The 25,548-nt window shown below is 38.1% G+C and carries 23 protein-coding genes and 1 riboswitch; of the genes, 13 read left to right on the plus strand and 10 right to left on the minus strand.

Annotated elements, in window-relative coordinates:
• The first annotated feature begins 215 nt into the window (after positions 1-215).
• The 10 genes from MHB42_RS06005 (at position 216) to MHB42_RS06050 (ending at position 11,835) form a co-directional block, all read left to right on the plus strand.
• Complete coding sequence (locus tag MHB42_RS06005; protein ID WP_340805001.1) at positions 216-947, plus strand: pseudouridine synthase; 732 nt, start codon at positions 216-218, stop codon at positions 945-947.
• A gap of 336 nt (positions 948-1,283) precedes the next feature.
• Positions 1,284-1,817, plus strand: coding sequence for a thiol-disulfide oxidoreductase ResA (gene resA, locus MHB42_RS06010; RefSeq protein ID WP_340805002.1), 534 nt, complete (start codon positions 1,284-1,286; stop codon positions 1,815-1,817).
• 13 nt (positions 1,818-1,830) lie between these two features.
• Positions 1,831-3,504 (plus strand): cytochrome c biogenesis protein ResB, encoded by a 1,674-nt coding sequence (gene resB / locus MHB42_RS06015; RefSeq protein ID WP_340805003.1) that lies wholly within the window; start codon positions 1,831-1,833, stop codon positions 3,502-3,504.
• Positions 3,504-4,685 carry a c-type cytochrome biogenesis protein CcsB gene (gene ccsB, locus MHB42_RS06020; protein WP_340805004.1) on the plus strand — a complete coding sequence of 394 codons (1,182 nt, stop codon included), beginning with the start codon at positions 3,504-3,506 and terminating at the stop codon, positions 4,683-4,685. Before resB ends, ccsB begins: the two co-directional genes overlap by 1 nt.
• 115 nt (positions 4,686-4,800) lie before the next feature.
• On the plus strand, positions 4,801-5,517 hold the full coding sequence (locus tag MHB42_RS06025) for a response regulator transcription factor (RefSeq protein WP_340805005.1): 717 nt from the start codon (positions 4,801-4,803) through the stop codon (positions 5,515-5,517).
• Entirely contained in the window at positions 5,510-7,285 is a 1,776-nt protein-coding gene (locus MHB42_RS06030; RefSeq protein ID WP_340805007.1) for an ATP-binding protein, read from the plus strand. Before MHB42_RS06025 ends, MHB42_RS06030 begins: the two co-directional genes overlap by 8 nt.
• A gap of 78 nt (positions 7,286-7,363) precedes the next feature.
• Positions 7,364-7,897: an RNA polymerase sigma factor SigX gene (gene sigX, locus MHB42_RS06035; protein WP_402894161.1), complete on the plus strand. Its 534-nt coding sequence runs from the start codon at positions 7,364-7,366 to the stop codon at positions 7,895-7,897.
• Positions 7,894-9,177: an RNA polymerase subunit sigma gene (locus MHB42_RS06040; protein WP_340805009.1), complete on the plus strand. Its 1,284-nt coding sequence runs from the start codon at positions 7,894-7,896 to the stop codon at positions 9,175-9,177. Before sigX ends, MHB42_RS06040 begins: the two co-directional genes overlap by 4 nt.
• A 139-nt stretch (positions 9,178-9,316) precedes the next feature.
• A riboswitch (FMN riboswitch) is annotated at positions 9,317-9,502 on the plus strand.
• Between the two features lie 217 nt (positions 9,503-9,719).
• Positions 9,720-10,307, plus strand: coding sequence for an ECF transporter S component (locus MHB42_RS06045; RefSeq protein WP_340805011.1), 588 nt, complete (start codon positions 9,720-9,722; stop codon positions 10,305-10,307).
• Positions 10,308-10,488: 181 nt separating this feature from the next.
• Positions 10,489-11,835, plus strand: coding sequence for a sodium-dependent transporter (locus tag MHB42_RS06050; RefSeq protein WP_340805013.1), 1,347 nt, complete (start codon positions 10,489-10,491; stop codon positions 11,833-11,835).
• Between the two features lie 52 nt (positions 11,836-11,887).
• On the opposite strand, the gene MHB42_RS06055 is transcribed toward MHB42_RS06050, so the two are convergent.
• The 4 genes from MHB42_RS06055 to MHB42_RS06070 are packed head-to-tail and all read right to left on the minus strand — an operon-like array spanning position 11,888 to position 15,607.
• Positions 11,888-12,274 (minus strand): STAS domain-containing protein, encoded by a 387-nt coding sequence (locus tag MHB42_RS06055; protein WP_340805015.1) that lies wholly within the window; start codon positions 12,272-12,274, stop codon positions 11,888-11,890.
• A 57-nt stretch (positions 12,275-12,331) separates the two neighbouring features.
• Complete coding sequence (locus MHB42_RS06060; protein ID WP_340805017.1) at positions 12,332-14,026, minus strand: methyl-accepting chemotaxis protein; 1,695 nt, start codon at positions 14,024-14,026, stop codon at positions 12,332-12,334.
• A 21-nt stretch (positions 14,027-14,047) separates the two neighbouring features.
• A complete protein-coding gene (locus tag MHB42_RS06065) occupies positions 14,048-14,470 on the minus strand; it encodes an ATP-binding protein (RefSeq protein ID WP_340805019.1) in 423 nt (140 codons plus the stop codon).
• A 3-nt stretch (positions 14,471-14,473) separates the two neighbouring features.
• Positions 14,474-15,607, minus strand: a complete 1,134-nt coding sequence (locus tag MHB42_RS06070; protein WP_340805021.1) for a fused response regulator/phosphatase — start codon at positions 15,605-15,607, stop codon at positions 14,474-14,476.
• A 378-nt stretch (positions 15,608-15,985) separates the two neighbouring features.
• On the opposite strand from MHB42_RS06070, the gene glnA reads away from it, so the two are divergent.
• From glnA to MHB42_RS06085, 3 genes are all read left to right on the plus strand, one after another.
• Positions 15,986-17,320, plus strand: a complete 1,335-nt coding sequence (glnA, locus tag MHB42_RS06075; RefSeq protein WP_340805023.1) for a type I glutamate--ammonia ligase — start codon at positions 15,986-15,988, stop codon at positions 17,318-17,320.
• A gap of 183 nt (positions 17,321-17,503) precedes the next feature.
• Positions 17,504-17,686 carry a sporulation protein Cse60 gene (locus MHB42_RS06080; RefSeq protein WP_340805025.1) on the plus strand — a complete coding sequence of 61 codons (183 nt, stop codon included), beginning with the start codon at positions 17,504-17,506 and terminating at the stop codon, positions 17,684-17,686.
• Between the two features lie 131 nt (positions 17,687-17,817).
• Entirely contained in the window at positions 17,818-18,681 is an 864-nt protein-coding gene (locus MHB42_RS06085) for an AraC family transcriptional regulator (RefSeq protein ID WP_340805026.1), read from the plus strand.
• A 46-nt stretch (positions 18,682-18,727) separates the two neighbouring features.
• On the opposite strand, the gene fba is transcribed toward MHB42_RS06085, so the two are convergent.
• From fba to MHB42_RS06115, 6 genes are all read right to left on the minus strand, one after another.
• Positions 18,728-19,585, minus strand: coding sequence for a class II fructose-1,6-bisphosphate aldolase (fba, locus tag MHB42_RS06090; RefSeq protein ID WP_340805028.1), 858 nt, complete (start codon positions 19,583-19,585; stop codon positions 18,728-18,730).
• A 29-nt stretch (positions 19,586-19,614) separates the two neighbouring features.
• A complete protein-coding gene (gene iolD, locus MHB42_RS06095) occupies positions 19,615-21,528 on the minus strand; it encodes a 3D-(3,5/4)-trihydroxycyclohexane-1,2-dione acylhydrolase (decyclizing) (protein ID WP_340805029.1) in 1,914 nt (637 codons plus the stop codon).
• 29 nt (positions 21,529-21,557) lie between these two features.
• Positions 21,558-22,538 (minus strand): 5-dehydro-2-deoxygluconokinase, encoded by a 981-nt coding sequence (gene iolC / locus MHB42_RS06100; RefSeq protein WP_340805031.1) that lies wholly within the window; start codon positions 22,536-22,538, stop codon positions 21,558-21,560.
• A gap of 42 nt (positions 22,539-22,580) precedes the next feature.
• Positions 22,581-23,399: a 5-deoxy-glucuronate isomerase gene (gene iolB, locus MHB42_RS06105; protein WP_340805032.1), complete on the minus strand. Its 819-nt coding sequence runs from the start codon at positions 23,397-23,399 to the stop codon at positions 22,581-22,583.
• Positions 23,400-23,486: 87 nt separating this feature from the next.
• A complete protein-coding gene (locus MHB42_RS06110; RefSeq protein WP_340805034.1) occupies positions 23,487-24,944 on the minus strand; it encodes a CoA-acylating methylmalonate-semialdehyde dehydrogenase in 1,458 nt (485 codons plus the stop codon).
• 55 nt (positions 24,945-24,999) lie between these two features.
• Complete coding sequence (locus tag MHB42_RS06115; RefSeq protein WP_340805035.1) at positions 25,000-25,389, minus strand: tautomerase family protein; 390 nt, start codon at positions 25,387-25,389, stop codon at positions 25,000-25,002.
• Between the last annotated feature and the right edge of the window lie 159 nt (positions 25,390-25,548).

Raw genomic sequence — 25,548 nt, forward strand, 5'->3', positions numbered from 1 at the left:
AGAAAAAGGCACATACTAAATGGGAAGTTATCGTGAATTTATGAATAAAAAAGTATTGCGAATACTCTAAAAAACAAATATGAAATTTGTTTTTCTTTAATAATGCCCGAAAGTATGACATAATTTTCACAGATTAGCGGGAATCATATTCCGATTCATTTGAACGAGATGAACTATTAATAGGATGAATGTGAAAGAAAACTAGAGGTGAAAAAATGGAAAGATTACAAAAGGTTATTGCCTATGCAGGTGTTGCTTCAAGGCGAAAAGCAGAGCAATTAATTGTAGAGGGGAAGGTAAAGGTTAACGGTGTAGTAGTGCGTGAGCTAGGCACAAAGGTATCGAATTCGGACACAATTGAAGTGGAAGGCGTAAAGCTTGAAAAAGAGGATAAGGTTTATTACTTACTATATAAACCGCGCGGAACAATTTCAGCGGTAACAGATGATAAGGGACGCAAAACTGTCACAGATTTATTCCGCCATATTCCGCAACGTATTTTCCCAGTTGGTCGTCTTGACTACGATACATCGGGCTTATTGCTATTGACGAATGATGGTGAATTTTCTTATATGCTGACACATCCAAAGTTTAAAATTGATAAAACATATATTGCGCGTGTGAAAGGTGTGCCAACGATTGAAGGGCTAAAAAAGCTTCAACGAGGCATTAAATTAGAGGATGGCAAGACAGCGCCAGCCAAAGTGAGTATGACATCTTTTGATGAAAAAGCTGGCAAGGCTATTTGTGAAATTACCATTCATGAAGGACGAAATCGACAAGTTCGTCGTATGTTTGAGGCAATTGGTACGCCTGTTGTCAAGTTAAAACGTGAGCGTTTTGCATTTTTAGATTTATACGGTCTTGCACCAGGTGAATATCGAGAGCTAACAAAGCATGAGGTGAAACAACTGCGCGTATTAGCTGAAACAGGAAAGCTTGATTAAGCGAACATTGCCAATAGAATGTGAGGATACTGTGAAGTTTTCACCTTCTTTGTGGTGAAAACGTTCATAAATCATTCATAAATAATCGCTAAGTGTTTTTATAGCATTTTGCTATAATTAAGTGGGAATAGTACATTTACATTACATCCTATTTTATCTTGGTTCAGCAATTTTTTTGTATCTCTGTTCAGAGGGTGTCTAAACGCCCATTGAACCAAGATAAAAGCCTTGGCGGATGTACCTGACGCTAGCGCTTTAGCGTGTATAAAGACGTATATAAAATAAAAAAGTTCGATAACGTCTTTATTGAAAATAGGCAATAGGAGGTTTAGTAGCTTGGAAAAAAAGAAAAAACGCCTTGTACTACGCACGGTTATTTTAACAGTTTTAGCATTAGCTATTGGGTACACGGTTTATGGAACAGCAACAAAAGAAAAAGTAGAATTAGTGAAGGTTGGCTCTGAAGCGCCAGATTTCACATTAGTGGATTTAAACGGTGAGAAGCATAAATTGTCGGATTATAAAGGACAAGGAGTATTTTTAAACTTCTGGGGAACTTGGTGTAAGCCTTGTGAAAAAGAAATGCCTGCGATGGACAACCAATATCAAGTGTATAAAGATAACGGTGTTCAAACATTAGCAGTCAATATTGCACAAACAGATTTTGAAGTGCAAAACTTTGTAGATCGCCATAAATTATCATTCCCAGTCGTGATTGATAAAACAAAAAGTGTAATGACTGCATACAATGTTGGGCAATTACCTGCTACTGTATTAATTGATCCAGATGGTAAAGTTGCAAAAATTATTACAGGTGAAATGACAGAGGAGAATATTGCTTCGTTCATGGAATCAGTGAAACCAAAGTAAGGAGTAAATGACAATGGAAAAAATCATTTGTGCTTGTGGTCACAGTAATCCATATGGCACGAAGCTCTGTGAAAAATGTGGTCGTCCCTTAACAGAAGAAGAACAGCAAAATAAAGTTGTCGATATGCGCTATGACGGTATGGCGATTCGTTCAAAAACGTATAATAAATCAATTGTTGATAAAATTTGGAATTTCTTTTCAAGTGTTAAAGTAGGGATAACCTTAATTATTATCACATTAATTGCTGCTTCAATCGGAACGATGCTACCACAAGAGTTTTACGTAAAAGCGTCTGATATGGAGAAAGGTGCTTATTACGAAGAGGTATATGGTGTATTTGGTAAAATTTATTACACATTAGGGCTTGCCGATTTATATAGCTCATGGTGGTTCCAAATTCTAGTTGGTATGCTAGCTGTATCAATTATTGTAGCAAGTCTTGACCGAGGCATACCGCTTCATAAATCATTAAAGAATCAACGTGTGAAAAGACATGAAAGCTTTATGAAGCGTCAGCGCATTGTTGCCGAAGGGCAGGTAACAGCAGATGCAGAAGAAACGCTTAATAAAGTGGCGCAAAAAATGTCGGAGATGAAATACTCTGTTCGTCGAGATGGTAGCGCTCTCTTAGCTGAGAAAGGACGTTTTTCTCGTTACGGTCCGTACATAAACCATGTCGGCCTTATTATCTTTTTAGGCGGGGTCATGCTACGTCTTGTCCCTGGTTTCTATGTGGATGAATCCATCTGGGTGCGCGAAGGTGAAACACGTGCGATTACTGGAATGGATGGCTATTTTATTGAAAATCGTGATTTTATTTTAGAAACGCATGATGATGAGCCGCAAGGAGAACAGGTTAAACAAAATGTAAATGTTGTAGCGAAAAACTTCCAAACAGATGTTACGCTGTACAAGCAGCCAAAAGATGCATTACCGGGCGATACGGAAAACTTAGAAAAAGTGAAAGACTATTCGATTCGCGTCAATCATCCTTTAAAGGAAGATGGCTATGCTCTTTATCAAATGGATTATCGTTTGAATGAATTAAAGCAAATGAATTTTGAATTAGTGCATAAAACAACAGAAGAATCACTTGGTAGAATAGAAATTGATTTAACAAATCCTAAAAAAGAATATGATTTAGGCAACGGCTCTTCTGTGCAGATTCTTGTTTATACGCCAGATTTTGATGGCTTTGAGAATGGTGAGCCACGAACAAAAACGTCTGTGCCAAATAATCCAGCATTTTTATTTAAAATGACAACACCTGAAACGCCAGAGGGTGAAGTAAGCTTTGTTGAAATTATGCAGCCACCTTTAGAGCCACTTGGTGAAAATCAATATCGCATGAAATTTGCTGGAGCAGAAATGCGTGATATGTCAGGTATTACGGTACGTAAAGATCGAACAATTCCTATTTTATTTGTTGGTGGTGTGATCTTTATGCTTGGTGTAGCTATTGGATCATACTGGAATCATCGTCGTTTATGGCTTCAAGTGGAACCAGATGGTCGTGTATTAATGGCTGCCCATGTTAATAAAAACATGTTTAGCATGAAAAAGGACTTAGATGCTGTGACAGCATTTGCTGCATTGCCGTCATATAAAGATCAATTAGAAAATGATGAGGATAGCGAAGAGTCCGCAAATAGTGGTATTAAAGAAAAGGAAGGTGACAACACCTGATGAGTTTGATTGATATAAGTGGTAACCTATTATATATAGCATTCGTTGCTTATTTAATTGCAACATTGCTATTTGGTGGGTCCATTAAACAAGCGAACGCTACTGGTAAGAACACTGGCAAATGGGGCAAGCTTGCTATTGGCGCAACCATTATTGGGTTCTTATCACAGCTTGGCTATTTTATTACCCGTTGGATTTATACAGGCCATGCACCAGTAAGTAATATGTTTGAGTTTACAACTGCCTTTGGTATGTTTATTATTGGTGCATTTATTTTAATTTACTTTATTTATCGTGTAACAGCACTTGGACTAGTTGCATTGCCAATAGCGCTATTAATTATTGCCTATGCAGCAATGTTCCCAAAAGAAGTAAGTCCATTAGTGCCTTCATTACAAAGTCATTGGTTAACGATTCACGTTATTACAGCAGCATTAGGGCAGTCTATTTTAGCGATCAGTGCTGTGGCAGGGCTTATCTATTTATTAAAAGTAGTAGATGTTAAAAAGCCTTCGAAAGAGCGTTTTTGGTTAGAGGCGGTAATGTATACACTTGTTGTAGTGATTGGCTTTGTAATTGTAACGACTACATTTAATGCAATGGATTATGAATCTAGCTACACATATGTTGATAAAGAGGGTGCATCCCATAAAATCACCTATAATATGCCGCCAATTTTTGGGATGCATGAATATGAAGCAATTGAAGAGCATGGTATGTCACCTATCGTTGAAATGCCAGCACTTATTAATGCGAAAAAATTAACAACGGTTGTTTGGTCATTAATCGTAGGTTCTATTTTATATGGATTGATTCGCTTAATCGCACGTCGTCGTATTAGTGCCATTTTCCAACCATTTGTGAAGCGCGTAAATTTACAATTACTTGATGAAATCGGCTATCGTTCAGTGCTTATTGGCTTCCCATTATTCTCTCTAGGTGCTTTAATCTTTGCGATGATCTGGGCACAAATTGCTTGGAGTCGTTTCTGGGGATGGGACCCAAAAGAGGTATGGGCACTTATTACATGGTTATTTTATGCGGCGTTCCTACATTTACGTCTATCAAAAGGCTGGGAAGGTCGAAAATCTGCTTGGCTAGCATTAATTGGTTTCGGTATTATTTTATTTAACCTAATTGCTGTGAACTTAATTCTTGCAGGTTTACACTCCTACGCATAATTTGTGACATAATAAGCCTTTTCGCGACAGCGAAAAGGCTTTCTTTTCTTTTCAATATGTGTCACACCATGTACAATAGAAGATAGAGAAAGATTAGAAGAGAGGGATCGTGAAAGTGTCAGAAAATATTTCAGTATTAGTAGTAGACGACGAGGATCGTATTCGCCGCTTATTAAAAATGTATTTAGAGCGAGAAGGATACCTTGTTGACGAGGCAGAAAATGGTGAACAAGCGATCGAAAAATCTTTAGAAAAAGAGTATCACTGTATTTTACTTGATATTATGATGCCTGAAAAAGATGGGCTGGAAGTGTGTGCGGAAATTCGAGAACGAGCAACAACGCCGATTATTTTATTAACTGCAAAAGGTGAGGAAGCGAATCGTGTACAAGGCTTTGAGCTTGGCGCAGATGATTATATTGTAAAACCATTTAGTCCTCGTGAGGTTGTGTTACGCGTGAAGGCTATTTTACGCCGCTCACAAGCTTTTTCACCAACGACAAATGCATCTTCCTCAAAGGATTTAGTGGTGTTCCAGCATCTAATGATTGACCATGATGCACATCGTGTCACAGCAGAGGGCATTGAGGTGAATTTAACACCAAAGGAATATGAATTACTATACTTCTTAGCAAAATCGCCAGACAAAGTATTTGACCGTGAACAATTACTAAAAGAGGTTTGGCATTATGATTTCTTTGGGGACTTACGTACAGTCGACACGCATGTTAAACGCTTACGTGAAAAGCTTAATCGTGTGTCAGAAAACGCTGCCAAGATGATTGTGACGGTTTGGGGCGTTGGCTACAAGTTTGAGGTTGTCAATGAATAGAATATGGAATAGTGTTGTCGGGAAGCTATGGGTAACCATATTGCTTCTCGTTTCATTTGTATTATTTGTTTTCACGGTATTAATGCTTGAATTTCTTCAAAATTATCATATGCAGCAAGCGGAAATGTCTTTACGTCAAACGGCTGCAACTGTCGCAAGTATTGTAGATGATAATGAAACGACCGAATCTACCTCAGCATTGCTAAAGGATATTTTGCCAACAGGAACAAATGCGCTTATTGCTATTCGTGATAATGAGGTATCGTTCGCGATGCAGGAGGGCGTCAATAAAAAAGAAATACAAGATACAATTTTAGCGAATCGATCATTTCATGAAATTTTCCAATCAGATAAACCGATTATCAAGGAAATGATGATGCCATCCTCTACTGATCAAGAAAAAATGGAATCCTATGTTGTGCTTGGCTTTCCATTAAATGTGGAGAATGCTGTACATGGTGCTGTTTTTATTTATCAAAGCCCAGATGCATTACATAAAACATCCAAAGAAACAACGAAAATTGTCTTTTTAGCTGCTTTTATTGCATTTGTTTTAACGACATTTTTTGCATTTTTCCTATCCTCACGTATTACCTCACCGCTTAGAAAAATGCGAGAGCTAGCATTTGAAATTGCTAAGGGGAATTTTGAGGCGAAAATGCCAACAGCCCAGAATGATGAAATTGGTCAGCTTGCAGTTGCCTTCAATCAAATGGGGCGTCAATTAAAGCATAATTTAGAGGTTATTAATCAGGAAAATGAACAATTATCGAATATTTTAACATCGATGACAGATGCAGTCATTACCTTTAATCGTGACCGTACAATTCTGCTAAGCAACCCACCAGCAGAGCGTTTAATGCAAAAGTGGTTTGTCAATAAAGGCTCACAAAGCGCAAAACCGATTCCACCTGAGCTTTATCATATGCTTGACCATGTGTTAATGTTTGAGGATAAGCTAGAAGAGGAAATTGAAATGGACGGTAACTATTACACATTTACGATTAGCCCTCTTTATAGCGGTGAAATAATACGCGGAGCTGTCGCTGTTATTCGTGATATGACAGAGCAACATCGCTTAGAAAAGCTGCGCTCAGATTTTATTGCCAATGTTTCGCATGAGCTGCGTACACCTATTGCTATGCTTCAAGGCTATTCAGAAGCATTAATGGATGATGATTTTATTCAAGATCAGGAAGAGCGCAATGAAATTACAAAAATTATTTATGATGAATCAAAACGAATGGGACGTCTTGTGACCGATTTATTAGATTTAGCACGTATGGAATCAGGACATATGACGCTGTATAAAGATGAATTACCTATTAATTCTACATTCGAACGGATTACACAAAAATTTGCACAGGTAGCAAAGGAAAAGCATGTTCGTTTGATTTTTGATAGTGAATTTAATGATGATGCCATGATTAGTATAGATGAGGACCGTATTGAACAAGTGCTAACAAACTTAGTGGATAATGCACTTCGACATACAGATGAAGGAGCAGTTACTGTAAAAGTAGAGCAGGAGCCAACCTTTGCAAAAATTTCTGTGCAGGATACAGGGCATGGCATACCTCAGGAAGATTTACCTTATGTTTTTGAACGATTTTATAAGGCGGATAAGGCACGTACTCGCTCTAAAGGTGGTACAGGGCTTGGCTTAGCCATTGCTCGAAATATTGTCAAGGCACATTCTGGCAATATTATGGTAGACAGCGTGCTGAAAGAAGGCACAACCTTTACGTTTTATTTACCGTTCGAATAATAACAGCGATTGTTATGAATTGGCTGTAACTTCTATGAATGTAAGACGACAAATATTATAGAACGGGGGTGGAGTGCTTTGAATGACTCCGTGTTCCATCGACTATACGATGCATATCATCAAGACGTGTTCCAATTTCTAATATACTTAGTAAAAAACCGTACACTTGCTGAAGATTTGGCGCATGAAGTTTATGTGCGGGTATTGCGCTCATACGACCAATTTGCGGGCAATAGTAGTGAGAAAACGTGGCTTTTTGCCATTGCAAAAAATGTTGCCATTGACCATTTCCGAAAGCAAGCCGTACGCCAGAAGCATTCACTTGATTTCTTTGACTGGGAAACGGAACAACTCCATTCAACCACACCATCACCGGAGGATATGCTACAAGCCAGTGATGAGTTTTTACAGATAGAGTCAGCGCTAGAAAAATGCACTGGCGATCAAAAAATGGTGATTATTATGCGCTATTTTCAAGATTTATCAATTGCAGAAACTGCACAAATCTTAGGTTGGACAGAAGCAAAGGTAAAAACAACGCAGCATCGTGCCATTAAGTTTTTAAGACAACAGCTACAGCCGATTAAAGAACAGGAGGCGAAACGGCAATGACGCACAAGCAATTTGATGATGAGCACCTTGAACATGTATTACACAATGCCCCTAAGCTTTCTGACCACCGTTCTAAAGAGGATATATTAAATCGGTTATTGGCGGATGCCCGCTTGCAAGATAATGCTCACCTTCAAGAAGCTATACAGCAGCCATTAGAGGATGAGCAGTCTACTGCAACAACACGACCAAAGCTTCGTCAAATGCAAATTTTTATGAGTGTTGCAGCGGTTTTTGCGTTAACGATACTGGTAGGCTCACTGCTGATGAATAATAAGGCTGAACAGCAAGACCAGGCTAGCAATGTCGCAACGACACAGTATGCAGATAGTAACGCTGTAGAAGAAAGTGCTGCAAATGCAAAAGATGCCTCTACGCAAAATGATGTGCTCGAATCCAATGTTGTAAAGGAGCATGAGCGCTTTTTATCCTTACGTACATCTGTCTATGAGGATGATCTTACAGATGCTGTCGCTTTCCGTATTGGCTTGGCAGGACGTGACGCAGAAAGTGTTCCAATGACCTATGTAATTCCAAATGAGCGTGTAGCAACTGATTTTGAAGGAGAAAAGCCTTCTACCCTACAAATGTATGAAAAATACGCTCCTCAAATTGATGAGGAAGCGAAAGGCTTTACAGACTATCATCCTTATAAAGGCAAGCTTAAGGAAGAAGAGGATAAGCTTGTCCATGTAGTACCAAAGGAAAATAATTATGATGTGGCATCAGCTACTGTCAATGAATATAAAGGTACTTTGGAAGATACATTCTCCGATTCTGAATATAAGGAAGTTGAGGTTCAAAATGAAGATGGGACACCTTATGAGTTTTCCCAAGAAGGTGAACCAAGCTTGGCGATGTCCTTAACAACTGAAAAACATTATAATTATTATTTATATAAGGATGAAAATGGAGGCGAATATTTATCGCCCGATTTCCGCCAAACATTCCCAACAGTGACAGAGGCATTATTACAAATGAAAAATAAAAATAATGATGTCTATACGCCTGCGATCCCTGAAAACATTACTTATACTGTCAAAGAGGAAGCAGAGGGTGTCATTGTTACATTCGATACACCACTTGATTTAACAGCAATGGAAGCAGTTCGTGCTACACAATTAATTGAGGCAATGACGTTAACTGCTGCTAGCTTTAATCAACAGCTACGTTTGGATAATGTTATCCAGGAAAGCTGGGAGGGGTTCGATTTAACAAATTATTTGCCAAAGCCTGTAGGACCAAATAAACAGTATATGGAAGAAGAGTCAAAGAAATAAAATAAGTGTGGAGTATCCTTCTACAATGGAGGGTGCTCTATTTTTTAATACATACAAATTTAATAGGATTTTTTTGAGCAGAACTATTTACTTTTTCCTAATAATTATTTATAGTAAAGTTGTAATACAAAATAATATGATTCATCTTCGGGGCAGGGTGAAAATCCCGACCGGCGGTAATAGAGTAGTAAACCGTTAATATTTTTTATTAACTTGAGTGGTTTATGTGAAGCTCTTCAGCCCGCGACCTGTGCAAATGTTTTGCATGGCTGACTTGGTGTAATTCCAAGGCCGACAGTTAAAGTCTGGATGGGAGAAGATGGAGGTACGATCGTCATTCATTGTTATTTAACTATGGTCGAGCGCTTTTTTAGCATGCTTTTCTTAAAAGTGTTCAAAAATAGTTAATATTGACGTTTATTAGTCATGCCTTTCTCCCTTATGCTTCCGCTGCATAAGGGTTTTTTCATGCGAACAATGAAGGCGCAGATCGTCACCTTTCTTCTTGCGAGATTGAATCAGCAAAGAGGAGAGAGTTTTCTATGAAGAAAAACATTAAACTTCAATCGTTTATTACGATTGGCATGCTGAGCAGTATTTCATTTTTATTAATGCTATTTAATTTTCCAATTCCGCCATTCCCAGCCTTTTTGGAAGTGGACTTTAGTGACATGCCTGCATTATTAGCAGCGATCACAATGGGACCAGTAGCTGGAATTTTAGTAGAGTTATTTAAAAATGTGTTAGATTGGATTTTCTCAGGTACGCCAACTGGTGTTCCAGTAGGACATATTGCTAACTTTGCAACAGGTATTTTATTTATTTTACCGGTCAGCTTTATTTTTAATCGCTTTAAATCTATGCTAGGGTTAATTGGCGGTTTAGCAACTGGAACAGTTGTAATGGCAGTAGGAATGAGCTTCTTAAACTATGCTGTATTTTTACCAATGTACACATATTTCTTAGGAATGGAACCAGTTGTTGGTGATTCACTTTATAAAATGATTATCGCTGGAATTTTGCCATTTAATATTGTCAAAGGTATTTTATTAACAGCTATTATGGCATTATTATTTACAACAATGCGTAAATGGATTGATCGCCAGCGTTCAATGTATATAACAAAATAAAGAAAATAAGCCTCGGGTATATGATATGCCTGAGGTTTTTTTAATTGGTGGATAGAATAGAAAAAGTGCAGGATAGAATCCCAAAAGTGACGGATAGAGCTAGCTCAAAGGCAAACTAGGCGCGTCTGTTATTTTCATGTAAAATAAAAGGGAGTTTAGCATGTTTGAGGAGATTGAAGAGATGAGTGAAAAAAAGGGACAATGGTCTAGTAAGTTAGGGTTTATTTTAGCGTCAGCGGGTGCGGCAATTGGCTTAGGAGCGATTTGGAAGCTGCCATATGTAATGGGACAAAGTGGGGGAGGCGCATTTTTTCTAATCTTTGTGCTATTTACATTGTTAATTGGCTTACCGATGTTACTATCTGAGTATATTTTAGGGCGTGGCACACAGTCAGAGGCAGTAACCGCCTATAAAAAGATTACGCCAACAAAGCCAGGGTGGGCTTGGATTGGCCGTATGGGCGTGCTCGGCTGTTTTTTACTATTAACGTTCTATAGTGTTGTTGGAGGTTGGATTTTTATTTATAGTGGGCTTGGCATCACTGGCGCTGTTATTGACCCTGCAACTGATCCAACTGAACTATTTGGTAAGATTATTGGAACGCCTTGGATTACATTAGTAGGTCTGGCGTTATTTACGCTAGCAAATGTGCTTGTTATTTCGTTAGGCGTACAAAATGGTATTGAGAAAGCGAATAAATGGATGATGCCATTGTTATTTATGATGTTTATTGTGCTTGTTGTACGCGCAGTGACATTAGATGGTGCATTGGAGGGCATTAAATTCTTTTTATGGCCCGATTTCTCGAATATTACAGGAAGGGCATTGTTAGAGGCGCTAGGGCAATCATTTTTTGGCTTAGCCGTTGGGTTTTCTTGCCTTGTTACATATAGCTCCTATTTAAAAAAGGATGTAAGTCTTCCGAATTCAGCGGGGTCTGTGGTGGTACTAACAGTGCTTGTATCATTTTTAGCGGGCTTAGCGATTTTCCCTGTTGTCTTTGCCTTTGATTTAGAGCCTGCAGCAGGACCGGGTCTATTATTTATGGTGCTGCCAACAGCATTTGGTCAAATGCCATTTGGCGAAGTGTTTTTAGCGATGTTTTTATTACTATTTTTATTTGCCACATTAACGTCTTCATTTAGCTTATATGAAATTATTGTAGCGGCATTTATAGAAAATAGTCAGAAATCGCGTCCTTTATTAACCATTTTACTTGGTAGCATCGTATTTTTAGCAGCGATTCCAGCAGCGCTTTCTTCTAGTGTGTTAGCGAATATAACAATCTTTGAGAAAAGTATTTTTGATGTCACTGATTTTTTAGTATCAAATTTAATGCTACCATTAGGGAATTTCTTAATTGCCATTTTTATTGCCCATATTGTGGAGAAAGAGTTTGTGAGAAAAGAATTGCTGATGGGTAGCCAAATGGGACAAGGCTATTATGTGACATACCGTGTATTAATGCTAGTGGTAGTACCAATTGTGATTCTAGTTGTGTTTATTAATATGCTTTTGCAATACTAAAGAAAATAGGGTGTATTCCTCATTTGGTAGGAATACACCCTATATGGGGCGTTTAATAGTCGTTAAGTGAAAGTTCACCTAACCAATCTTCTCTAATCATTTTTCGTGCCTGCTCCTCGCTTTTTGCAATCGGGAATACTTTATCGACTTGTGATATGGCGAACAGGTTGCGAATGAAATCATCGACAACAATAATGGCGATTTTCTTTTCTTTTACAGATACTTTCTTAGCAAAATTTACAATCATACCAAAGCCAGTGCTATCGATATTTGTTACTTTTTGCATATCGATAATGTACCCATGCTTAGTATTCAAATTAAGCGCTTGAAGCTCTTTTTTTATGTCCTCAATCATTCCGTACTCTAAATCACCAGTAAACGCAATCAAAATATAATCAGTCTTTGTGTCAATATCCATCGCAATTTTCTTCTGATTCATCCTCTAGCGCCTCCATTTTCTTTTTCTTCAAACTTTGAGCTAGTAAGCTCTAAAGACTTAAAATTTAAATTTATTGACCTCATGTTGTAGTTTATCAGCAATTGATGATAATTCATCTGAGTTTTGTGTAATTTCTGCAACGGTTGCATATTGTTCTTCAGATGTAGCAGCAATTTCCTCTGTGGCTGCTGCGGAATCCTCGATAATACGAGAAATATCTTGGATTGCTTGTTGTACGCTTAAGGAGTTGTCGTTTACATTTGTAAATGCGACTTTCATTTGTTCAACGCCTTCTTCGGTTTCAACAACCTTCTCTACAATTTCTTTTAAAGCACTGCCGCCCTTATTAATAATTGTTACTTGCTCCTCTACAGCTAGGAGATTGCTTTCCATTGTTCTTACTGTAACAGATGTTTCAGCTTGAATATCGTTAATAAGATTTGTAATTTGCCCTGCAGCTATACTGGATTGCTCCGCTAGTTGTCGTACCTCCGATGCAACAACAGCAAAGCCTTTCCCTTGTTCACCTGCACGTGCAGCTTCGATAGCTGCATTTAGTGCTAGTAGATTTGTTTGTTCTGCAATACCTGTAATAACAGTGATGATACCACCGATTTCTTCAGAGCGTTTCCCTAGCTTTTGAATGGAATCAGTTGCATAGGATACCGTTTGTGTTACATCATTCAAATGTTTAATAGCTTCATTGATGGCTTCTTCTCCTTTGCGGGCGATATGGGTTGATTCAATCGCACTATTTAAAGTAACTTCTGCCTGCTGTAAGCTATTTGCTACTTCCTCAAGTGTTTTCTGCATCATTGATACGATACGCTCCGCTTGGTCAGATTGAGTCGTTGTACCAACTGCAATATCATTCATTGTCAGCGCAATTTGGTTAGAAGCCTCGCTTGTTTGATGTGATGATTCTGCCAATGAGTGTGAGGAATGAGCAATTTGATTGGCGCTACTAGCTACAATTGATATTGTTTCGGTTAATTGCGTTTTCATATCGTTAAAGGCATGTGCTAAATCAGCGATTTCATCTTTCCCTTTAGGGTTTAATAATTTTACATCTAAATTTAGCTTTGCTAGTTCTTTAGCATTCATACTTAGAATATTAATAGGGTTAATAATTTGCTTTTGTAAAAACCAACTAATACCACCAATCATAAGAATAGCAATTACTAAGGAAGCTACTACATTTTCAAGTGCGGATTTTGTGGCAATGCTTATATAAGGAGCGGTAGGGACGGCGGTTGCCCATACACCAATAACTTCTCCTTGACGATCTAAAATAGGGTCATAGGCTGCTTGATGTAAGCTTCCTAAAACAGTGGCTGAGCCGATAAATCGCTTTTTCTCCCCTAATACAACTGTCGCAACTTCATCGGATACCTTTGTATTTAATGCGCGTTGACCATTTTCGGTGATATTTGTACTAATGCGTGTATCATGCTGAAAAATGGATACAGCATTTCCGTTTGTTAACTTGCCAACCTGCTCGGTTATTTCAAAATTTTCCACCATATTGATGTCGCCTTTATAGAGCTGATTATTTTGGATGGACCATTCTCCTGGATACTTAGCGTCTAAATATTCATAGCTTAGCTGAATATCTGATAACAGCTTTGTATTGGCACTTTCTAACAGATTGTTTTTAGCAATATAAAAATTTATACCTGCTAAAAGGGCAGTAAGTAATAAAATACAGCTAAATATAAGCAAATTTATTTTTTTTCGAATAGACATTTTCATAAAAGCACCCCCAAGTTTACGTTACAACAGAATCTTTTTTGACACTCCAACTAAAAACTTTGTTTCAGAAATATGTTCAAACCAAAGGTGATCCACCATGTTTTTGACAAAAAATAAACCACGACCACGATCAGAATAATCAAGCTCGTTTAAATCAAATTGTAAAATATTGTCCCATTCATTTTCAGCAATTCCTTTTGCCTCATCCATGACTGTTATGATAATTTCTTCGTGAGATTGGATTACATGTACCTGAATCTCCTTTTTTGAGCATTCATCTATTTTTTTCATAGCTTCAACAGCATTTATTACTAATTCATGTACAACAAAGCGCAATTCTCGTTTATAAGGTAGATTGTATACATTTGTGTAATTTTCCATCACTTGATCAATAAAGGCTATGGCATGTGCATCTGGATTTACATTGAGTGTGAATTCCATCATCAATCACCTACCCTGTAATGTAATTGTTATTGAAACTACTGTAATATCATCGCTGTAATCATTATCGAATAAATTGTATTTTTGAGAAAACTTTTGTAATGCATAGCCATTCTCCTGTGAAGCGTACATATAGAAAAAGTCCATATCAATGGATTTTTGCTCGTTTACAGTTAGTAACCCATCCGTATAAAGAATAATACGATGCCAGCCTGATAAAGGTATTGTTTTTTTATTTATTTGAATAGTAGGGAATAATCCGAGGATAGGTGTATTCGCTGGAAGGAATACTGTTTCTCCATATTTTCCAAATAAAAAACCAGAAGGATGAGCAGCGTTCACATAGTGTAAAGTTCCATTTTTAGTATCTATAAGTATGTAGATGGCTGTCATTAAAAATCGGTCCATATCTTCATCAGAAAATAGTTCGTAAATTTGGCGGTTAAGTTCCCGAATCACCATTACTGGATCAATTAATTTGGTAATAATCCCTTTTAATAAAGATCGAATAGACATTGTTACGAGAGATGCAGCGATACCATGCCCCATTGCATCGTATAAAAGAACAGCGGTTAAATGATCATTAATCTTAAACCAACAGTACATATCACCGCCTAATGTATTAGATGTTACATAAAGCCCATCGATCTGAATTTGCTCAAGATTTAATGGAGGTGATAACGCATTTTTTTGGAATTTTTTTGCGATAAATAAGTCCTTTTGAATAATGCTTTCCTGTTCTTTTCGAAGCCTAGTTTCTCGCTGATATTTTAAGGCTACTTGAATGCGAGTCTTAAATTGAGTGAAGTCAAATGGCTTTAAAATAAAATCGAAAATACCAGCTTCAAATACCCTATCAATTGTCACGGTTTTTTCATAAGTAGTGGATAGAAGGATAGGGACATCCACCCAATTTTTTAATGCGTGAATATACTGACAAATTTCCTCGCAATTTTTAAGCGTCATTTTAGCATCGAGTATGATTAATTCCAACTCTTCCTTTAAAGAGGAATCAAATAAATAATTCATTGCTGCTTCTGGTGTGGAAAAGCAATGTATATCTTGAATGTCGATGCGATGAAAATATTTTTGCAGACGCAATACATCATTACTCACGCTGCCAATAATTAATACTGACATGTCTACTAAGTTCACCGCCTTATGTATCTTTCAAGAAGATTTCTAGGAACCTTATTTAATAATTTCTAACTATAAGTATATACGCCATATTTACTGATATAATGCGTAAAACAAAAATTCTAATTCGCTATAAATTTACCAATAAATATAACATTATACAAGACTTTTGTGGTAGAAAGTCAAAGTTAATGGCTAGGAATTTTTTTCATTGTGTAATAATTTCCTAAAAAACAATTAATCGTAAAAAGGCATGAATCATTTCGAAAAATAGAATGTAAGGAAACATTACATAGGTATTGCTTAATATATCTTTTTCATGTAATTTAGAAGCAGTTACAAAACAAATGTTAACTAAAATTACATTGGAGTGGTGAAGAAATGAAGCATTATACAAGAGAAGATATTATACGCCAAGTAAAGGAAGAAAATGTGAAGTTTATTCGCCTACAATTTACGGATATATTAGGAACAATAAAAAATGTAGAGATTCCTGTTAGTCAATTAGAAAAAGCATTAGACAATAAAGTGATGTTTGATGGTTCCTCCATTGAAGGCTTTGTACGCATTGAGGAATCGGATATGTATTTAAAGCCTGACTTCGATACATTCGTTATTTTTCCGTGGACAGCAGAGAAGGGCAAGGTAGCCCGTTTTATTTGTGATATTGCTCGACCAGATGGTACACCTTTTGAGGGTGACCCACGCTCTAATCTAAAGCGTGTTTTAAAGGAAATGGAGGAATTGGGTTTTTCCTCCTTTAACTTAGGGCCAGAGCCAGAGTTTTTTCTATTTAAGGTGGACGATAAAGGGCATCCAACACTTGAATTAAATGATAGTGGTGGTTATTTTGATTTAGCGCCAACTGACCTTGGTGAAAATTGTCGCCGTGATATTGTGCTGGAGCTAGAGGAAATGGGCTTTGAAATTGAGGCTTCCCATCATGAGGTAGCACCTGGTCAGCATGAGATTGATTTTAAATATGCAAGCGCCATTGAGGCATGTGATAATATCCAAACGTTTAAGCTTGTTGTCAAAACAATCGCTGCACAACATGGGCTACATGCAACATTTATGCCAAAGCCATTGTTTGGCGTTAATGGCTCAGGCATGCATTTTAACCTTTCTTTATTTGAAGGAGATAAAAATGCCTTCTACGATGAACATGCAGAGCTACAGCTAAGCCAAACAGCACGTAGCTTTATTGCAGGCATTATGAGGCATGTACATGGTTTTACAGCAATCACGAACCCACTTGTCAATTCTTATAAACGTCTAGTGCCTGGCTATGAGGCTCCTTGCTATGTAGCGTGGTCTGCTCAAAACCGTTCACCACTTATTCGTATTCCAGCAGCACGCGGATTATCCACACGCGTTGAATTACGTTCAGTTGACCCAGCGGCAAACCCTTATTTAGCAATGGCAGTTATTTTAGCAGCCGGGCTTGATGGAATACGAAAAGACTTAACACCACCAGCAGCAGTTGATCGTAATATTTATAAAATGTCACGAGATGAACGTGAGCTAAATGGTATTGAAAGCTTGCCATCCTCATTAGAAAATGCGCTCATTGAATTAGAGATGGATACTACAGTGCGTGAGGCATTAGGGGATCATATTTTAGAAAAATTTACAACGGCTAAAGAAATCGAATGGAATAAATATCGCACACGTGTTCATGGCTGGGAGCGCGAGGAATATTTATCAATGTACTAAAGAAGCCTGTGTAAGCATAATAAAAATCACTTCAGATTAATTTTGAAGTGGTTTTTTATCTTGGTTCAGCAAATTCTTTTTGTATCGAAAGCATTAGCAACAGATGCAATCACGCTGGGGTGTAGTTAATTGTGTGACAATAATCTTCTTCTACTCTATTATTAGGAAAGAGGAGCGTGGACAATGACGCAAATGACTCAAGTTGTGACAATCCAAAACAATGATATTGTGCAATTTGAACAGGATATTAATCGAGCGTTGATAGATTTAACTGACTTTTTTATTATTGATATTAAATACAACACACTTTATATAGGCGAGCAAACCATTATTCATTCAGCACTTATTATTTATAGCGAGCCTTAATCTACAAAGACCTAGCATCCCAAAAAACAGTTTCCCATCACAAAATCTTCCCCGATACTGTCCAACGATAGCATAAAAAGACAGGATAAGTAACTTGTATTATTTTAAGCTATAAGCAAGGAGTGAGAGCAATGAGTTGGATTGAGTCGATTCAAAAAGCCATTAATTTTATCGAGCAGCATTTATTAGAAGACATTACGATTGAGCAGATTGCGCGTGAGGTGAATGCCTCTGTCTTTCATTTTCAACGAACATTTGCCATTTTAACGGATATGTCGATTGCAGAGTATATACGACGAAGAAGATTAACATTAGCTGCACAGGAATTAATAAATACAGAGCATAAAATAATCGATCTCGCCTACAAATATGGCTACGAAACTCCTGAAGCTTTTACAAAAGCGTTTCGCAAGCAGCATTATGTAACGCCTAGTGAAGCAAGAAAAGGGCAAGGACCATTACAATCATACAATCGCCTGGTGATTCAGGTAAGCTTGAAAGGAGTAGAACCAATGAAGTATAAAATCGTAGAAAAAGAGAAGTTTCAGATTGTTGGTGTGAAAAGAACGTACAATTGCCAAGATGGTGAGAATACAAGAGAAATTCCACTGTTTTGGCAAGAGGTCAATCAAAATGGCCTCGACCAGCAGCTTTTCCAATTAAATAATGGTAATATCCATGGAGTGCTAGGTGTTTGTGTACCAAATACAAGCCAAGGGCAAAAAGGCTTTATTGATTACTGGATTGCTACAGATCATGTAGGGGATGCAAAGGAGGGGCTTCTTACAATGGAAGTACCTGCCTCTAAATGGGTCATCTTTGAGGTGCATGGCCCTATGCCAGATGCGATGCAAAATACATGGAAGCAAATTTATTCAGAGTGGTTCCCATCCAATCCATACGAGCCAGCAGGAACAGCAGAGCTTGAGGTTTATCCTCAGGAGGATGCCTATAGCCCTGATGCCTACTCAGAAATTTGGATTCCGATTAAATAAAGACAAAATGGATTTGCCAAAAGATTAGCTTGGCAAATCCATTTTTTTAAGCTTTATGAGAAGAACCAAATAGCTGCATTTTCTCAATAACAACCTTTTCAATAGCATCCATACCTGGCTTTAAAATATCTGGTGGACTATATAAATTTGGATTGCTTGTTAAAATTCCACGAATTGCTTGCGCCCATGCTTGGTTACATTCTGTGTTAACGTTTATTTTGGCATGCCCACATTCAATCGTTTGAATAATTTGATGCTCAGGAATGCCAGAGCCACCATGTAAGGAGAGGGGGACATCCTTTAGATGGTCGGAAATTTCCTTCATTAAATCAAAGGCAAGCTGAGGCTCGCCCTGATAGGGTCCATGAACGGAGCCTAAAGCAGCGGCTAAGACATCAATATTCGTTGCCTCTACTAGCTGGTAGCATTCATTGGGGTCTGCATATTTAATGCCTGATGTCACGCCATCCTCTGTTCCTCCAACAGAGCCAATCTCTGCTTCCACGGAAACATTATAGTTTTTAGCGTAATCGACAACCTCACGAGTTGTCGCAATATTTTCCTCTAACGAAAGCTTAGAGCCGTCGTACATGACAGAACTATAACCTGCATCAATAGCTTCTTTACAGCGTTCAACCGTAAAGCCATGATCTAAATGCAAAACGACAGGCACTGTAATGTTCATTTCCTCTATCATTTTTTGCGCTGTAGCAGCGATTAAGTTAAAACCACCTAAGTAATCCACAATGCGATCTGATGATGCTAAAATAACAGGTGATTGTTGTTGTTCAGCAGCACGCAATATAGCTTCTATCCATTGGAAACTATTAATATTAAATTGTCCAATAGCATAGTGATTTTTTTTTGCTTCTAGTAGCAAATCCTTTAATATGACAAATCCCATAATATACACCTCGTTTTAAAAAGAGCTTGTTAATATTGCTTTGCTGCTTCACGTTGACGCTGATTTTCTTCGTAAGCTTTTTGAACGCTTTCATTGTTGGACACTTCAGCTACACCAACATTCCACCAAGCTTCGTAGCCATCTGTCATTGTTTTTGGTAATACCTTCATTTCAATTAATGTTGAAACAGTTTGCTTTTTAGCATCTTCAATTGCTAGCTTTAATTCTTCTACCGTATTTGCACGATAAACCTTTGCACCATAGCCCTCTGCAACCTTTGCATAATCAATATTTAAAAGCTGATTATCAGTAGTGCGGAATTCCGTAAAGAAGCTGCCACTACCATGCCCCATTTGTAAATTATTAATACAGCCAAAGCCAGCATTATCAAATAACATAATATTGATTTTTTTATTGTATTGCAGTGCAGTGACAAGCTCTGAATGAAGAAGAAGGAAGCTGCCGTCCCCAACCATTGCATAAACTTCTTTTGTCGGCTCTGCTAGTTTAGCCCCTAATGCCCCGGCAATTTCATAGCCCATGCAGGAGTAGCCGTATTCCACGTTATAGCTGTTTGGTGAGGTAGGGTTCCAAATGCGCTGCATATCGCCTGGTAAAGAGCCCGCTGCTGTGACAACAACGGCATCTTTATCTACCGTATCATTGATTGTGCATAATGCGGTTGTTTGTGCAAAGGTTGTATTAAGCGTATCAGCATATTCATTCATCATAGTCTGTGAAAAATGATTTTTAATTTCTGGATCAAAGCCTTCACGCGTAAATGTTATATTGCTTAAACGATTGCGTTCGGCTGTCCATTCATCTTTTAAGGCTGTAATTTGAGAGCCAAAATCTGATTGGTAGTCCTGCAATTCAGCCTCTAATAATTCAAGTGTTGCACGAACATCTGCTACAACTTGGAAGGCATCTAATTTATAGGCTTGGAAACGATTAATATTAATGTTTAAAAAGCTTGCATTATCAAAGTCAAAGGCTGTTTTTGAAGCTGTAGCAAAATCCGTATAACGTGTCCCTAAACCAATTACTAAATCTGCCTCTTTTGCAGCTTTATTGGCTGATAGCGTCCCCGTCACACCTAAACCACCTAAATTATTCGCAAAGTCTGCAGCAATCAGTGATTTACCTGCCTGTGTTTCCACTAAAGGGATATGACATTGTTCAGAGATGCGTGCTAATACTTCTTGTGCCTGAGAGTATTTCGCGCCACCACCAACTACAAAAATAGGTCGTTTACTATTTTTAATAAGCTCAATCGCACCTTGTAGCTCCCGTGCGACAGGTGCTTTACGATCTACGTAATGAACACGCTTTTTAAAGAACGATTCATCATAATCAAATGCCTCACCTTCAACATCTTGCCCAATGCAAATTGTTGCTGGGCCTGCAGTTGCTGGGTTTGTCATCACTTCAAATGCACGAATAAGGCTAGACATTAATTGCTCTGGGCGTGTCACACGATCCCAATAACGGGAAACAGCACGCAACGCATCATTAGTAGAAATATCTGCACTATGCTCATGCTCTATTTGCTGTAATACAGGATTTGGCTGTCTGCTAGAGAAAACATCACCTGGCAAAAACAGTACAGGAATATTATTGGCTAATGCTGTACCTGCTGCGGCTGCCAGATTAGCAGAGCCGGGACCTACAGAAGTTGTCACAGCATAAATCTGTTGACGTAGCTTTTGCTTACTAAAGGCAATAGCTGCATGTGCCATTCCTTGCTCATTTTTTCCTTGGTAAATGTTTAAGCCTTCTCCATATTGCTCTAGTGCTTGCCCGATTCCTAACACATTACCATGACCAAAAATCGTAAAGATGCCATCTACAAATCGAAATTCCTCTCCATCAACATGGATATATTGCTGCTGTAAAAATTTAACGAGTGCTTGCCCTGTTGTTAGGCGAATTTTTTTTCTCATCTCTTGAACCTGCTTTCTAAAAGGAAGTATTAAGAACGCTCTTGAATCAGTTGTTCAATCTCTGCTACAGTTGGCATTGCTTCAGATGAGCTATGTTTACTGACAACAATTGAAGCGGAAGCGCTACCATATTTTAAAGCAGTTTCATAGTCTTTTCCGCTGACAATAGCGTATAAGAAAGCAGAGGCATATGAATCACCAGCACCAAATGTTTTCAGCACCTTTGTTTTATATGCTTGTCCATGATGAACCGCTCCATTTGGTTCATAGGCATAAGAGCCATCCACGCCATGCTTAATCACCACTAATTCTGCACCATGTGCAAATAAATGCTTGACTGTTTCATCATTGTTGCCTGATGTAGATGAGTTTTCCATGACATCATATTCATCGCGTGTACCAATCACAACATCTGAAAGCTCTGCTACTAATGAATAATAAATAGACGTTTCCTCTTGTGAACGCCAAGTATAAGGTCGATAATCTAATTCGAAAATAACTTTCACAGCATGCTTTTTCGCTAGACTAATCGCTTTAATCACTGCTTCACGAGAAGGGCTAAGGGCAAGAGCTGTACCTGAAACAAGTAAAATTTTTGCCTTTTTAATATAGTCTTCATTTACTTCAGACGGCTCTAAATATAAATCTGCTACATTATCACGATACATTAAAATACTACATTCACTAGGACTAAGAATTTCTGTAAAAGCTAAGCCTGCCTTACGCCCTTCTGTATCAAATACCATATTGGACGTATCGACGCCTTTTTCACTCATATATTGTTGGATAAAACGCCCATGTTGATCTTGGGGAATTTTTCCAATAAAGCCAGCTTTTAAGCCAAGCTTACTGCTACCGATGGCAATATTAGCAGGCGAGCCACCAACATATTTTGTGAAAGTCATTGTTTCTTCCATTGGGCGATTGTATTCATTTGCATTTAAGTCAATGCAAGCACGACCAATTGCGATAATATCAAGCTCTCTATCTTGATTAAATGTAAGTGCCATTGAACTCTCTCCTTTTAAATAGATGAAATAAATCGTATTGCTTTATGGACGATGAATAATCCATTCATGATCTGGATCATTATGGAATTTCCAAATGCGTGTTGGGCCAGCCATCACATTTAAGTAATAGGAAGCATAGCCATCAGGAACGCCTACAGGATGATAGCCTTTTGGTACAAGAACAACATCGCCATGTTCAACAGCCATTGTTTCATCTAATGAACGATCATCAGTGTAAACACGCTGGAAAATAAATCCTTGCTGCGGATCAATTTCATGGTAGTAGCTTTCCTCTAAAAATGATTCATCAGGTAAATTATCCTGGTCATGCTTATGAGGAGGGTAGCTTGACCAATTCGCTGCTTCTGTAAATACTTCTACAACAAGCAAGCTGTTTGCTGATGGGTCTGAATCAGGTAAAATATTATGCACCAAACGCTGATTATTATATTGACCGCGATGTTCTACGCCGTTATCAGATGCTTTAATAAGCTTCGTTGGTAATGCTTGATCGGATGGGGCATAGCAAAGAGCAACACGCGCCTTTGTATTTGCTGTAATTTGCACTGTTTTATGATGGGAAACATAGACACTATCTGTTGGTATTCTTGCAAAAACAGATTCACGTGTGCCGATTTCCTCATAGCTTTCTTGACCATCTGTAACACTGATTTTGCCAGTAACTGCAACAATGCATAGCTCTAAATCTGTTAATGCTTCTTCATAAACTGCCTGTGGCTCCAAATCGAGCATTTTAAAGCCGACATAGACTAATTCAGAGTTTTCCTTCGTTACCTCATGGATAAGTGTTACACCTTCAGCAATCATTTTATTTTCAGGTTTTCTAAGTAATTGACTCATTGACAGTCTGCCTCCTCGTTAGAAAGATACATGTAGAAAAAAGAAGGGAAGTGGGGGGAACTTCCCTTCTTAATTTAATAAGCCTAATTAGGAAAAATCAGGCTCATTATAGCGAGCAGTAACAACCTTTTTACGTGTATAGAAGTCTACACCGTCTTTTCCGTTGGCATGTAAAGTTCCGTAGAATGAAGACTTCCAGCCAGAGAATGGGAAGAATGCCATTGGTGCTGGTACACCTAAGTTGATACCTAACATACCTGCATCGATATTTTCACGGAAGTAACGAACAGATAATGCGCTTGTTGTAAATAAACATGCACCATTTGCGAATTCCGATTGGTTTGCGTATTCAACAGCCTCTTTTAAGTTTTTCACACGTACAATAGATAGCACTGGCGCAAAAATTTCCTCTTTCCAAATGGTCATATCTTGCGTTACATTTTCAAAAATTGTTGGGCCTACAAAATAACCGTCCTCATTTTGCTCACCACGCCCATCGCGTACAAGCGTAGCACCTTCAGCAATCCCTTTTTCAATGTAATTTAATGTACGTTGTTTGGCATCTTCGCGAATAACAGGACCTAAGAAAATGCCATCATCTAAACCATTACCCATTGTAATGTCATCTGCAGCTTTTTTAAGGCGAGCGATTAACGCATCTGCAATGGATTCCTCAACCGTCACGACTGCACACGCCATACAGCGCTCACCAGCAGAGCCGAATGCTGCACTAATAATTTCTTTTGTCGCTAAGTCTAAATCTGCATCGGCTAATACAGTTGTATGGTTTTTAGCACCTGTTAACGCTTGTACACGCTTTAGGTTTTGGCTTGCACGTTTATAAACATATTCACCAACTGGCTTAGAACCAACAAATGATACAGCTTTCACAACTGGATGATCTAAAATCCCATTTACCACATCATGAGCGCCATGTACAATGCTAAATACACCCTTTGGCAAGCCAGCTTCATCTAATAATTGTGCCAATCGTTCAGCTAGTAATGGGGTTTTTTCAGATGGCTTTAAAATAAATGCATTACCAAGCGCGATTGCCATTGGAAACATCCAGCAAGGAACCATCATTGGGAAGTTGAATGGTGCAATACCGCCAACTACGCCGATAGGGTAGCGATAATTTGTTGCCTCAATATCAGAAGCGATCGTGGCAAGCGAATCACCCATCATTAACGTAGGGGCACCTGCAGCAAATTCTACGTTTTCAATACCACGACCAACCTCACCAAGTGCCTCTGTATAGCTTTTACCATTTTCCTTTGTAATTAAAGTCGCAAGCTCCTCCTGATGCTCCTGTAGTAAGTTGTGATATTTGAATAGCACTCGTGCACGACGAACAACAGGCGTTTTGCCCCATTTTATTTGCGCTTCCTGTGCCTTTTGTACAGCCTCTTCAAAATCTTCTGAAGTAGAAAGTGGTACTTGTGCTAATACTTCTTTTGTCGCCGGATTGTATACATTCTCATATTGATCTGTTTTACTATCTACCCATTCACCATTAATAAAGTTTTGTAGTTTTCTTGACATTATAAACTCCTCCTTATATTGACAAAGACTAATAGAGCCCTTGAAAAATTTTTATTTATAGTTCACCAGTTAAAAACTGGGCTTGCCCAAAGCCGAAGCTCCATTCGCCTGCACCATTTGTCACAAATGTCACCATTACATCCTTTGGCTCAATATGACAATTTTCTTGGAGAGCAGCCGTTAGTAATTGGTAAAATTCCTTTTTCATCTTATCTGTACGCTGTGTACTAATAATAGTAAAGACCACAACATTGTTGCTTCGTTCAAAGCCAAGCCCTGTGTCCTCAATAATCATTTCCTCAGGCTCATGCTGTGTCACAATTTGATAGCGGTCGCCCTCAGGTACTTGAAATGCTTGTAAAATAACAGTATGTGCTATATTCAAAAGCAGCTTTAATTCGTCTTTTGTTCGCCCTTTGATTACATCAATTTTAACTAAAGGCATTTCCCCACTCCCTTATTGCTTTTAAGAAACAATAAAACAGAATATTTTTTCTTGATTGTTAATTCAGTTATCTCGCTTCTTGTGACGAGTATAACATATAAAATTCAGAAAGTTAACAATAAAATGATTAAAAAATGATACATTTTGGGTTTTATTTGA

Origin of the sequence: Lysinibacillus sp. FSL K6-0232, from assembly GCF_038008325.1 — a bacterium.
Taxonomy (GTDB): domain Bacteria; phylum Bacillota; class Bacilli; order Bacillales_A; family Planococcaceae; genus Lysinibacillus.

Bases quoted from the DNA above. Each gene is read 5' to 3' on its own strand.
- MHB42_RS06060 (WP_340805017.1), bottom strand. From the start codon at position 14,026: ATGAAAATGTCTATTCGAAAAAAAATAAATTTGCTTATATTTAGCTGT.
- glnA (WP_340805023.1), top strand. From the start codon at position 15,986: ATGAAGCATTATACAAGAGAAGATATTATACGCCAAGTAAAGGAAGAA.
- iolB (WP_340805032.1), bottom strand. From the start codon at position 23,399: ATGAGTCAATTACTTAGAAAACCTGAAAATAAAATGATTGCTGAAGGT.
- iolC (WP_340805031.1), bottom strand. From the start codon at position 22,538: ATGGCACTTACATTTAATCAAGATAGAGAGCTTGATATTATCGCAATT.
- MHB42_RS06005 (WP_340805001.1), top strand. From the start codon at position 216: ATGGAAAGATTACAAAAGGTTATTGCCTATGCAGGTGTTGCTTCAAGG.
- ccsB (WP_340805004.1), top strand. From the start codon at position 3,504: ATGAGTTTGATTGATATAAGTGGTAACCTATTATATATAGCATTCGTT.
- MHB42_RS06055 (WP_340805015.1), bottom strand. From the start codon at position 12,274: ATGAATCAGAAGAAAATTGCGATGGATATTGACACAAAGACTGATTAT.
- MHB42_RS06110 (WP_340805034.1), bottom strand. From the start codon at position 24,944: ATGTCAAGAAAACTACAAAACTTTATTAATGGTGAATGGGTAGATAGT.
- iolD (WP_340805029.1), bottom strand. From the start codon at position 21,528: ATGAGAAAAAAAATTCGCCTAACAACAGGGCAAGCACTCGTTAAATTT.
- MHB42_RS06115 (WP_340805035.1), bottom strand. From the start codon at position 25,389: ATGCCTTTAGTTAAAATTGATGTAATCAAAGGGCGAACAAAAGACGAA.
- MHB42_RS06040 (WP_340805009.1), top strand. From the start codon at position 7,894: ATGACGCACAAGCAATTTGATGATGAGCACCTTGAACATGTATTACAC.
- MHB42_RS06070 (WP_340805021.1), bottom strand. From the start codon at position 15,607: ATGTCAGTATTAATTATTGGCAGCGTGAGTAATGATGTATTGCGTCTG.
- MHB42_RS06080 (WP_340805025.1), top strand. From the start codon at position 17,504: ATGACGCAAATGACTCAAGTTGTGACAATCCAAAACAATGATATTGTG.
- MHB42_RS06050 (WP_340805013.1), top strand. From the start codon at position 10,489: ATGAGTGAAAAAAAGGGACAATGGTCTAGTAAGTTAGGGTTTATTTTA.
- MHB42_RS06085 (WP_340805026.1), top strand. From the start codon at position 17,818: ATGAGTTGGATTGAGTCGATTCAAAAAGCCATTAATTTTATCGAGCAG.
- MHB42_RS06065 (WP_340805019.1), bottom strand. From the start codon at position 14,470: ATGATGGAATTCACACTCAATGTAAATCCAGATGCACATGCCATAGCC.
- MHB42_RS06045 (WP_340805011.1), top strand. From the start codon at position 9,720: ATGAAGAAAAACATTAAACTTCAATCGTTTATTACGATTGGCATGCTG.
- MHB42_RS06030 (WP_340805007.1), top strand. From the start codon at position 5,510: ATGAATAGAATATGGAATAGTGTTGTCGGGAAGCTATGGGTAACCATA.
- resB (WP_340805003.1), top strand. From the start codon at position 1,831: ATGGAAAAAATCATTTGTGCTTGTGGTCACAGTAATCCATATGGCACG.
- fba (WP_340805028.1), bottom strand. From the start codon at position 19,585: ATGGGATTTGTCATATTAAAGGATTTGCTACTAGAAGCAAAAAAAAAT.